General features: G+C 70.4%; 8 protein-coding genes and 1 tRNA gene. 4 read left to right on the top strand and 5 right to left on the bottom strand.

Going from position 1 to position 10813, the window contains the following annotated elements:
- Nucleotides 1–563: 563 nt before the first annotated feature.
- Both IE318_RS41875 and IE318_RS41870 read right to left on the bottom strand, forming a co-directional pair.
- On the bottom strand, nucleotides 564–1562 hold the full coding sequence (locus IE318_RS41875) for a sigma-70 family RNA polymerase sigma factor (RefSeq protein WP_030165325.1): 999 nt from the start codon (nucleotides 1560–1562) through the stop codon (nucleotides 564–566).
- A 591-nt stretch (nucleotides 1563–2153) separates the two neighbouring features.
- Entirely contained in the window at nucleotides 2154–2945 is a 792-nt protein-coding gene (locus tag IE318_RS41870; protein WP_030165322.1) for a dioxygenase family protein, read from the bottom strand.
- A gap of 155 nt (nucleotides 2946–3100) precedes the next feature.
- Between IE318_RS41870 and IE318_RS41865 the strand changes: the two genes are divergently transcribed.
- Nucleotides 3101–3646 carry a MarR family winged helix-turn-helix transcriptional regulator gene (locus tag IE318_RS41865; protein WP_189908103.1) on the top strand — a complete coding sequence of 182 codons (546 nt, stop codon included), beginning with the start codon at nucleotides 3101–3103 and terminating at the stop codon, nucleotides 3644–3646.
- Nucleotides 3647–3746: 100 nt separating this feature from the next.
- On the opposite strand, the gene IE318_RS41860 is transcribed toward IE318_RS41865, so the two are convergent.
- Together IE318_RS41860 and IE318_RS41855 are read right to left on the bottom strand one after the other, a co-directional pair.
- Entirely contained in the window at nucleotides 3747–5288 is a 1542-nt protein-coding gene (locus IE318_RS41860; protein WP_189908102.1) for an MFS transporter, read from the bottom strand.
- A gap of 238 nt (nucleotides 5289–5526) precedes the next feature.
- Entirely contained in the window at nucleotides 5527–6180 is a 654-nt protein-coding gene (locus IE318_RS41855) for a TetR/AcrR family transcriptional regulator (protein ID WP_189908101.1), read from the bottom strand.
- A 393-nt stretch (nucleotides 6181–6573) separates the two neighbouring features.
- On the opposite strand from IE318_RS41855, the gene IE318_RS41850 reads away from it, so the two are divergent.
- The 3 genes from IE318_RS41850 to IE318_RS41840 all read left to right on the top strand — a co-directional run bounded on the left by IE318_RS41850 (nucleotide 6574) and on the right by IE318_RS41840 (nucleotide 9851).
- Complete coding sequence (locus IE318_RS41850; RefSeq protein WP_189908100.1) at nucleotides 6574–7860, top strand: M6 family metalloprotease domain-containing protein; 1287 nt, start codon at nucleotides 6574–6576, stop codon at nucleotides 7858–7860.
- A gap of 205 nt (nucleotides 7861–8065) precedes the next feature.
- Entirely contained in the window at nucleotides 8066–9700 is a 1635-nt protein-coding gene (locus IE318_RS41845) for an IclR family transcriptional regulator domain-containing protein (protein ID WP_189908099.1), read from the top strand.
- Between the two features lie 75 nt (nucleotides 9701–9775).
- Nucleotides 9776–9851: transfer RNA gene (locus IE318_RS41840), tRNA-Arg, on the top strand.
- A gap of 68 nt (nucleotides 9852–9919) precedes the next feature.
- On the opposite strand, the gene IE318_RS41835 is transcribed toward IE318_RS41840, so the two are convergent.
- Nucleotides 9920–10813, bottom strand: an 894-nt coding sequence (locus tag IE318_RS41835) for a tyrosine-type recombinase/integrase (RefSeq protein WP_229904131.1), incomplete at its 5' end; no start/stop codon positions are given.

The following is a 10813-nucleotide window of genomic DNA, read 5'->3' as shown; positions in this document are numbered from 1 at the left end:
ACAGGAGGGGGAAGTCATGCCGGACCCGAAGGCCGGAGGCCCCATTGCGGAGCCACGAAAAAGGTAACGGGGGGGGGAGGGCGCCGGAGCCCGGCTCGCGGAAGGTCCCGGCGCCGGGGGGGGGGAGTGCGTCGGGACGTGGCTCGTGTGTCAGGTCTCATCGGTCTGAACGTGCCGAGCATGCCGGACGTTCACACCGCGTTCAAACCGTTCAGGACGTTCGGACGGGCATGACGTTCAGTCGCGGGTGCCGCCGGCCGTAAGGCCGTGTCGCGACCGAACTGCTGTGCTCGGGAGGGTTTTTCCCGGGGCGCATCCCGTTGAAGCGACGGTACACAGCCATGTTTGCGCTGTCTTTCGCCACCGGGCGTACGCGGTCACGCCCGCCGACGGCGAACGCCCCGTCGCACGCCCATCCCCACATCACAGCCGTCCGTCACTTCACCTGCCGCACGCCGCACGCCGCTCGCGGTGTCCACCGGTTCATGCCACCGCGCCACCACGCCGGACCGTCGTCACGCCGGCCCGGCACCATGCCGGGCCGTCGTCATGCCCGGCCGTCGTCACGCCGCGGCGTCGAAGCCCGTGTCGCGAGCCAGCTTCTTCAGCTCGAGCAGCGCGTGCTTCTCGATCTGGCGGATGCGCTCGCGGGTCAGGCCGTGCTCCTTGCCGACCTCGGTCAGCGTGCGCTCACGGCCGTCCTCGATGCCGTACCGCATCTTGATGATGGACGCCGTGCGCTGGTCGAGGCGGCCGATCAGGTCGTCGAGCTCCTCGCTGCGCAGCAGGGTCATCACCGACTGCTCGGGCGACACCGCGGAGGTGTCCTCCAGGAGGTCACCGAACTGGGTCTCGCCCTCGTCGTCCACCGACATGTTCAGCGAGACCGGGTCACGGGCCCAGTCGAGCACGTCCGAGATGCGCTCCGGCGTCGCGCCCAGCTCCGCGGCGATCTCCGCGGGCTCCGGGTCGCGGCCGTGCTCCCGGTTGAACTCGCGCTGGACACGGCGGATGCGGCCCAGCTCCTCCACGAGGTGGACGGGGAGCCGGATCGTGCGGGACTGGTCCGCGATCGAGCGCGTGATCGCCTGGCGTATCCACCAGGTGGCGTACGTCGAGAACTTGAAGCCCTTGCGGTAGTCGAACTTCTCCACCGCGCGCACCAGACCCGCGTTCCCCTCCTGGATCAGGTCCAGGAGCGGCAGGCCGCTGCGCGGATAGCGACGGGCCACCGCGACGACCAGACGCAGGTTGGAACGGATGAAGACGTCCTTGGCCCGCTCTCCCTCGGCCACCAGGGCCTCGAGCTCCTCACGGGTGGCATCCGCCTCGGACTCCTCGTACCCGTCGAGGATCTGCCGCGCGAACACACCCGCCTCGATGACCTGGGACAGCTCGACCTCCTTGGCGGCGTCGAGCAGCGGTGTACGCGCGATCTCGTCGAGGTACATGCCGACCAGGTCGCGGTCGGCGATCTCGCCGCCGTGGGCGCGAACACTGCTTGCCGCGTCGGCCGTCTCGCCGGTGGCGGACTGACGACGGGCGACGGCACGGGTTGCCATGCGTGCTCCCTTGCGATGGTGGGTCAGCGGGTGGTCCGGACGCTCGGGACTGCCTTCGGAACTCTCCTCGGGTGCCCTGCATCCGATGGGAACAACGACTTGAAACCGGACAGAATTCCCAACCCGCCCCCCAATTTTTCTGATCATGCAGTACCCTGCGGCGCCACAACGCGCCGAGCGTCTCGCCGGCTTGTGCGGAACCCCAGGTCAGGGCTGGATCCAGGAGATCCCCTCAGGCCCCGGTGGGCCCACTGATCCGCCCGTGCATGGGGCGCCCGTCACACGGATGCCGCAGTCCGCGGCACGATCGCCGCAGCCCACGCCCCGATTACGGTGTCCACCGCGTCTGACGGTGTCCACCGCGTCCACGCGCCCGCACGTGCCCACTCGCCGCTCGCCGCTCGCCGCGGAGAGCGTCGCCTTCGAGCGCCCTCCACCCTGATGGACGGCCCGTAGCGGCGGAAGGTTGCCGCAAACCCGGACTCTCAGGAGATTCCCAGACCCTCCACACCATGGTTGTACGCGGCTCGGGCGCGTATGTTTCAGCCACCCCGCGGATCGCGGCACGTGGAGCAGCGGCGAGAGGGCTTCTCAGCCGAACTGAACCGACCGCTTGGCCATTCCCATCCAGAAGCCGTCGATCACCGACTTCTGCGCGTCCAGCTCTCCCCCGGCCTCCGCCGCGCCCATGGTCACGAACAGCGGGGCGAAGTGCTCGGTGCGCGGGTGGGCGTAGCGGCCCGCCGGGGCCTTGTCGAGGAAGTCCAGCAGCGCGTCCCAGTCGCGTGCCTCCAGGGCGCGCCGGCCCCAGTCGTCGAACTCCGAGGACCAGCTCGGCACCCCCTTGCCGGCATGGCGCAGCGCGGCCAGGTTGTGGGTGAAGAAGCCGGAGCCGACGATCAGCACACCCTCGTCGCGCAGCGGCGCGAGCCTGCGCCCGATGTCCATGAGCCGCACGGGATCGAGGGTCGGCATGGACACCTGGAGGACGGGGATGTCGGCGTCGGGGAACATCTCGACGAGCGGGACGTAGGCGCCGTGGTCCAGGCCGCGGTCCGGCACGTCCTGCACCGGCGTGCCCGGGGCGCGCAGCAGTTTGCGCACGCTCTCGGCGAGCTCGGGGGCGCCGGGGGCGGCGTACGTCACCTGGTAGTAGCGCTCGGGGAAGCCCCAGAAGTCGTAGACCAGGGGGACCGTCTCGGTGGCGCCGAGGGCGAGCGGGGCCTCCTCCCAGTGGGCGGAGACCACGAGGATCGCCCTGGGGCGGGGCAGCTCGGCGGACCAGGCGGCGAGCTGGCCGGGCCAGACGGCGTCGTCCGCGAGCGGCGGGGCGCCATGGCTGAGGTAGAGGGCGGGCATGCGCTCGCGGGCGTTGGCGGACATGGCGGTGACTCCCTGCGGCAGTTGCTCGAACTCGCTCGAACTTGCCGAGCTTGCTGAACTCGGTGAACTCGTCGACTTGCTTGAACTCTAAAGCTTTCTTGGAAGCATACGCCGAGATAGTTCAAGGTTCAAGGAACACCCCGTAGAGTAAATACATGAACACGGCACCTTCCTCCGGCTCCACCCCCGCGTCGGCCCCCGAGCAGCCCGCCCCCGCCGCTCCTCGCTGGCTCACGGCCGACGAACAGCGCGTCTGGCGTGCCTACCTGCACGCCACCACCCTCCTCGAGGACCACCTCGACCGGCAGCTGCAGCGCGACGCGGGCATGCCGCACATCTACTACGGCTTGCTCGTCAAGCTCGCCGAGTCCCCGCGCCGCCGCCTTCGGATGACCGAGCTGGCCATGCACGCCAAGATCACCCGCTCCCGTCTCTCCCACGCCGTCGCCCGGCTGGAGAAGAACGGCTGGGTGCGCCGCGAGGACTGCCCCTCCGACAAGCGCGGCCAGTTCGCCGTGCTGACCGACGAGGGCCGGGAAGTGCTGCGACGCACCGCGCCGGGCCATGTGGACGCCGTACGCCAGGCGCTGTTCGCCCGGCTGACCCCCGAACAGCAGAAGTCCCTCGGCGAGATCATGCAGATCGTCGCCGAGGGACTTCAGCCGAACGAAGCGGGTGCGGACCTGCCCTGGCTCCGCTGAGCCGCTCACTCAGCAGGCCAGGGCAGGTCCTGGTGCCGTACGCGGGAGGCGTCCCCTTCCTCCTCGCGCAACGGTGGTTCCGAAGGGGTACGGCCGTTCGTCAGTGGGCGATCACCGGGACGGCCACCTCGTCCTCGGCGTCCTCCTCGGAGCCGGCCACGACGGTCGAGCCGGGGCTGCCGGCGTTGACCAGGGCCACGACGATCACGGCGGCGAGCACCAGCATGCCGACCGCGATCCAGATCGCGTTGGTGTAGCCGTGCACCGCGCCCTGCATCTGGACCAGCTGCGCCTGCGACTTGGAGGTCGCGCCCGCGATGTGGTCCTTGATGTACGCCGTCGTCGCGGACGCGGCGATCGTGTTCAGCAGGGCCGTACCGATCGCACCGCCCACCTGCTGCGAGGTGTTGACCATCGCGGAGGCGACACCGGCGTCCCGGGGCTCGACGCCCAGGGTGGCCAGGGACATGGCCGGCATGAACGCCGTACCCATGCCGAGACCCAGCAGCAGCATCGCGGGCAGGATCGTCGAGGCGTACGACGAGCCGATCTCCAGCTGCGTCATCAGCAGCATGCCGACGGCGGCGACCAGGAAGCCGGGGCCCATCAGCGCCCGGGCCGGGACTCGGGTCATCAGCCGGGCGCCGATCTGGGTGGAGCCGACCATCATGCCCGCGATCATCGGCAGGAAGGCGAAGCCCGTCTTGATCGGCGAGTAGCCGTTGATGACCTGCAGGTAGTAGGTCAGGAACAGGAACGTGCCGAACATCGCGATGACGGCGATGCCGAGGGAGAGGTAGATGCCGCCGCGGTTGCGGTCGGTGATCACGCGCAGGGGCAGCAGCGGGGCCTTGACCCTGGCCTCGGTGATGACGAAGGCCAGCAGGAACACCACGGAGGCGATGAACAGGCCGATCGTCGTCGAGTCGCCCCAGCCGTCGGACTCGGCGCGGGTGAAGCCGTAGACGAGCGCGATCAGGCCGACGCTGGAGAGCACGACGCCGGGGATGTCGAGCGGGTTGCGGTTGCGGCCGCCCTCCGGCTCACGGATGACGAAGTACGCGCCGAGCGCGGCGACGATGGCGAACGGGATGTTGACGAAGAACGTCCAGCGCCAGTCCAGGTACTCGGTGAGCAGGCCGCCGAGGATGAAGCCCACAGCGCCGCCGCCACCGGCGATCGCACCGTAGATGCCGAACGCCTTGGCGCGCTCCTTGGCGTCCGTGAACATCACGGCGAGCAGGGAGAGCGCGGCGGGCGCGAGCATGGCGCCGAAGACGCCCTGCAGGGCACGGGCGCCGAACATCATGGCGCCGCTCGTGGCCGCGCCGCCGAGCGCGGAGGCCGCGGCGAAACCGGTCAGACCGATGACGAAGGCGCGCTTGCGGCCCCACAGGTCGGCGATGCGGCCGCCGAAGAGCAGCAGTCCGCCGAAGGCGAGGGCGTAGGCGGTGACGACCCACTGCCGGTTGCCGTCGGAGATGCCCAGGTCACTCTGGGCGGAGGGCAGGGCGATGTTCACGATGGTCGCGTCGAGGACGACCATCAGCTGGGCGAGCGCGATGAAGACGAGCGCTTTCCAGCGGTTGGCGTCGCCGGACTTCTCCAGGACGCCGGGAGCCTTTGCGGCTGTTTGAGACATGGGGGTACCCACTTCGGGACTTCGGGACGGAAAAAGGGTGACGTGAGGTGACGGCCCGCCCTCATGGACGGCCGAAGACTCGGTATCGGAAAGTCGTTGACGGAAAGCCGTTGACGGAGAGTCGGTTGACGGAAAGTCGGTTGACGGAAAGTCGTTGGCAGGAGGCCGTTGGCAGAAGGTCGGTTGCGAGTGGTGACCGGGCTACGGCGCTGAACTCATCGGCCGTACGGCCCCGATCTCAGGCCTGGCGGAGATCCTCCAGGGTCGTGGCCGTACCCGGCAGGACGGATCGGGCCGGGGCCCGCAGCCCGTCCAGGAACAGCTGCAGATGACGGTGTACGAAGCGGTCGAGGCTGAAACAGGGGGTGCCGGCCGGCGGCCTGCTGAGCTGGGCCACGGCGACCATCAGGTCACCGACGCCCACGTCCGGGCGCAGTTGCCCGGCCGTCCTGGCCCGGTCCATGACCTCCTCGATGAGGCGTTCGACCCGTTCGCGCGCGGCTTCCAGGTCGGGGTGGTGCTTGTCGAAGGTGCTGGAGACCATCGGGCACAGCGCGCTGATCCGCTCGTCGGCGGAGGCGTGCACGAAGCGCGACAGGGCCTCGAAGGCGTCGCCGGTCTCCGCGAGCGCCTGCTCGGCTGCGAGGGCCGTACGGTCCATGACGCAGCAGACGACCTCGCGGACGAGGGCGTCGCGGTCCGGGAAGTTGCGGTACAACGTGGCGTTGCCGACGCCGGCCCGGCGTGCGATCTCGTCGAGTGGCACCTCGGGCCCGTGCTCGACGAACATCTCGCGGGCGGCGCTGACGATGCGCTCCCGGTTGCGCAGGGCGTCGGCGCGGGGCCTGGTCACCTTGCGCGCTACGGGGTTCGCGGTCGTCGCGGCCTGCACGGCGTACTCCTCGGGTCGGTCGGTTCGGCGATCCGGGGACGTCTTCCCCGTTTCGCGCGGACACAGGTCTAAACGGGGAAGAGGTCCCCGGTTATTTCCCGCCCTCGAAGAGATTTCGTGTGACCTGCGTCACAGCTCGCCGAGAGCCCCCCGACCCCTGCCCATGCCCGCGCCCGGACGACCCACCCCATGACCGTAGGACCCCCCATGACCGGAGGACCCACCCCATGGCGGGACGACGGCCCACCCCATGACCGGGCCGCCCGTCCCACGACCGGACCGCTCCAGCGCGCGCCCGCCGCCCTCGTGACACAGGGTGAGCGAAAGGGTGCAGCCGGAGACCGGTGGCTGCCTTGAGCGAACCGGTGGCTGCCTGGAGCGAGAGGTCCATGCATGCAGCCGCCACCGCCCCGCCGTCGGATACGCAAGCGCCGTGCCGTCGCCCTCGCGTCCGTCACCGTACTGACCTTCGCGGTCAGTACCTCGGCGGGCACCGCCCACCTCACGGCGGATGCCCGGGCGACCGGCCCCGGGGCGGGCTCCCTGGCCTTCACGCCCGCCCTCGCCCCCTGCATGATCAGTGGCCCCACGACCGTACAGATGACGGAGGGCGTGCCGACGGCCCGCGGCTACGCCCGCTCCACCGGCGTCGTACACGCCCTGACCGTGATGATCGACTTCTCGGACGCCCACGGCGAGGGCAGTGCGCTCGACCGCTTCCGCGAGTTCTTCCCGCAGACCCAGGAGTGGTTCCGCACCGCCTCCTACGGCCGCCTCGACTACCGTCCCGAGACCCCGATACCCCGGTGGCTGCGCATGCCCAAGCCCTTCAAGGCGTACGGCATAGAACGCGGCGCCCCCTTCGACCCCGGCTACCGCGAACTCATCAAGGACATCGTGGCGGCGGCCGACCCGACGGTGAACTTCCGGGACTACGACCTGCTCAACGTGCTGATGACCCCCAACGCCGGCCCCTCCGCCCTGGACACCGTGCTGTCGGTGACCTTCGCCGGCAACACCGAGGCCCCGTCCGCCGACGGGATACCCATATCGAACGCCTCCTTCGTCTACTCCCGCCAGGACGACGGCTCCGGCTCCTACGACCACACCGGCTTCCGTGTCCTCCCCCACGAGAACGGCCACGTCTTCGGCCTGCCCGACCTCTACACACAGGAGGGCGGCGGCGCGGTCGGCCACTGGGACATCATGAGCGAGGACTGGGGCGCCAACAACGACCTGCTCGGCTGGCACAAGTGGAAACTGGGCTGGCTGGACGCGACCCAGGTGAGCTGCGCGGCGAAACGGGGCACGGCCGAGTACACCCTGACCCCGCTGGAGCGCCCGGGCGGCCCCAAGCTGGTCTTCGTACCCCTCGACGGAGGCACGGTCTACGCCATCGAACTGCGTACGCACGAGGGCAACGACGAGGCGGTGTGCCGGCCGGGCGTCCTGATCTACAAGGTCGACGCGGACGTCGACACCGGCCACGGCCCCATCACCGTCTACGACGCGCACCGACACTCCGGCGGCTGCACCAGCAGCCCCAACGTCCACGCCGAACTCTCCGACGCCCCCTTCGCCCCCGGCCAGACCTTCAAGGACCCCAAGGCCGGGATCCGCATCGACGTGGCCGCGGCGGACCTGAAGGGGAACTACCAGATACGGGTGACCCGGCAGTGACGGCCCCGCCGGGACGGCCGTGAGCGCTACTGCCGTAAGCGTCCGAGAGGACTCGTAGGCACCCGCAGGAACCACAGACACCCTGCCGGAACCACCGCAGACACCCTGCCGGAACCACCGCGGACACCCGCGGAACCACCGCAGGCACCCGCCGGGACTACCGTAGGCGTCCTGCCACCGCCGTACCGGAGAACCGACCGAACCGATGCCCGCACCCGCGCACACGACGCCGGCCCCTCAAGGGACCGCGGCGCCGGAACCCCAAGCGGCCGCCCCCGCCGAGGCGGTCACGCCGCTGATACGGGGAGTCGCGGTGCTACGACGGCTGACGGAGGCCGGCGGAACGCTGAGCCCGAGCGGCCTGGAGCGCGCCACGGGCCTGGCCCGCTCCACGGTGGACCGCATCACGGCGACGCTCGCCCACATGGGATACGTACGCCTGGAGGGCCGCGACGGCAGGGACGTCGTTCTCACCCCGCGCCTGATGGAACTGGGCAACGCCTATCTGTCCGCCCTCCGCCTGCCCGCCCTGCTCGACGCGCGCGCCGACGCCCTCGCCGACGAACTGGACGAGTCGGTGTCGCTGGCGGTCGGCGACCGGGACGGCATCCGTTTCATCCACCAGGCGACCCGTCGCCGCGCGATGTCCCTGAGCTTCCGCATCGGCGATCTGCTTCCGGCCGAACGCACCGCTCCCGGCCCGCTGTTCGCGACGGAGTGGACGCGGGAGGAGTGGCGGAGCTGGCGGGAGCGCCGCGCGAGGGACCCGAAGGACACGGGCTTCCCGGCGATCCCGCCGAGGCGGCACACGGATCCGGACGACTTCGCCGAGCGGACCGCGCGCGCGGCGCGGGACGGCTGGTCGCTGGACGACCAGTTGATCGAGCCGGGCCTGGTGGCGGTCTCGGTCCCGGTGCGGGACCCGGCGACGGGCCGGATCGCCTGCGTGGCGAGCGTGGTGAGCCACACCAGCCGCCACTCGGCGGACGACCTGCGTACGACCCTGCTGCCGCGCCTGCGGGAAACGGTGGCGGCGATGGAACGCGACCTCCGGGAGCCGCCACCCCCGCAGGCCACGCCGGCCCCCTCGGACCTGGCGACCTGGACGGCGGCGTCGAAACAGGAACTGGGCAGGGAGTTCGTGGAATCCCTGGCCCGCGGACTGACGGTCCTGACGGCCTTCGGCGAGGACAGACCGGCGCTGACCCTGACGGAGGCGGCGAAGGCGACGGGCCTGGCGAGGGCGACGGCACGCAGAGCGCTGATCACCTACGAGCACCTGGGCCTGGTGAGGCACTCACCGGACACCCACACCTTCACCCTCACCCCCCGGGTCCTCTCCCTGGGCTTCCCTCCCCTGTCCCGCACCTCGCTCTCCCGCATCGCCCAGCCTCACCTGGACGACCTGGCGGCCGAGGTCCACGAGTCGGCGTCCCTCGCGGTCCTGACCCCCTCCGCCGAGGAGATCCAGTACACGGCCCGAGCGGCCACGACCCGCATCATGAGCGTGGACATCACGGTCGGCACCCGCCTCCCGGCCCACGCCACGGCCCTGGGCCGAGCCCTCCTGACAAGCCCACCGGACACGCCGGGCGAGGCGTCAGCCCACCCCTACTCCCTGGTCGACTCGGAACTGGAAGCGGGCCTGCGCGCGATCGCCGTCCCGATCCGCGACCGCGCGGGCCGCACGGTCGCCGCGGCCGACATCGCCACCCACGCGGCCCGCCACACCCCTACGGAGTGCGTCACCCTCCTCCTCCCGCCCCTGCGCGAAACGGCCACCCGCATAGAAGCAGACCTCCACACGGCCTCCCGCTTCACCCGCGTACCCCCGACCTGACCAGCCCCGAACCGGCACCTTCCCCCGCCGCACCCCTCATCCGCTACGCTAGTCGCGGATCTCACGGAGATCCCCGCCTTCGTAGCTCAGGGGATAGAGCACCGCTCTCCTAAAGCGGGTGTCGCAGGTTCGAATCCTGCCGGGGGCACCAGCGCAAAGGCCCCGGACCGATCATGGTCCGGGGCCTTTGACATCCACTTTTGACATCAACGCGGGCGGTCACTGACGACCGGGGCGCTTCCGCAGCAGCCGATCCATGTGGCTCATGGCCTCGCGCTGTGTGTCCTGGACGACGTGGGTGTAGACGTCCATGGTGATGCTGATCTGGCTATGCCCAAGGATCTCCATCACGACGCGGGGCGCGACCCCGGCCGCCGTGAGGAGGGTCGCGGTGCCGTGGCGGGCGTCGTGCAGCCGGATCACGCGGAGGCCGGCGGACTGGGCGATGCGGGTGAAGGAGCGGTACAGGTTGCGCGGCTCGACCGGGCGGCCGGTGCGGGTGGTGAAGACATAGGCGGACTCCTGCCAGGTCTCCCCCGCTTTCGCCCGAGCCGCCGCCTGCCGCATCCGGTGCCAGCGCAGGGGCGCGATGCACAACGCGGGCAGCGGGACGGCACGGCGACGACGGCTCTTGGGGTCGTCGTCGTAGAGGACGCCACGACGGCGCTGTGTCTGCTGGCGGACGTAGAGGACTCGGTTGTCGAGGTCGAGGTCCGACCAGCGGAGACCGACGATCTCGCCCCGGCGCAGGCCCATGGCGATGGCGAGCACGAAAGCCGCGTAGAGCGGGTCCTTACGTGAGGCGGCCAGGAAGTCGAGCGTCTCGTCCAGGCTCCAGGGCTTCAGCTCGCGGTTGTCGGTGCGGGGAGGCTCGACGAGCTTGGCGACGTTCCGCGTGATCATCTCCTCGCGGCAGGCCGAGGACAGCGCCGACCGCAGAACTCGGTGCGACTCTTTGGCCGTTGCCGCTGTCGTCTCCTGCTCCAAGCGTACGAGGAACCGGCGTACGTCGGGAACGCTGAGAGATTCGAGCCGCTTGGCGCCAAGCATGGGCACGAGGTACAGCCGGACGTGCGCCTCGTACTTGTCGTACGTGCTCAGCTTCCGGCGAGC

This window comes from Streptomyces spiralis, from assembly GCF_014654675.1.
Taxonomy (GTDB): Bacteria; Actinomycetota; Actinomycetes; order Streptomycetales; family Streptomycetaceae; genus Streptomyces; species Streptomyces spiralis.
The sequence above is the reverse complement of the archived record's forward strand: the minus strand, read 5'-3'. Positions and strand labels throughout refer to the sequence as shown.

Excerpts from the sequence above, each read along its gene's own strand:
- IE318_RS41875 (WP_030165325.1), bottom strand. The coding sequence starts at position 1,562 with ATGGCAACCCGTGCCGTCGCCCGTCGTCAGTCCGCCACCGGCGAGACG.
- IE318_RS41870 (WP_030165322.1), bottom strand. The coding sequence starts at position 2,945 with ATGTCCGCCAACGCCCGCGAGCGCATGCCCGCCCTCTACCTCAGCCAT.
- IE318_RS41865 (WP_189908103.1), top strand. The coding sequence starts at position 3,101 with ATGAACACGGCACCTTCCTCCGGCTCCACCCCCGCGTCGGCCCCCGAG.
- IE318_RS41860 (WP_189908102.1), bottom strand. The coding sequence starts at position 5,288 with ATGTCTCAAACAGCCGCAAAGGCTCCCGGCGTCCTGGAGAAGTCCGGC.
- IE318_RS41850 (WP_189908100.1), top strand. The coding sequence starts at position 6,574 with ATGCAGCCGCCACCGCCCCGCCGTCGGATACGCAAGCGCCGTGCCGTC.
- IE318_RS41845 (WP_189908099.1), top strand. The coding sequence starts at position 8,066 with ATGCCCGCACCCGCGCACACGACGCCGGCCCCTCAAGGGACCGCGGCG.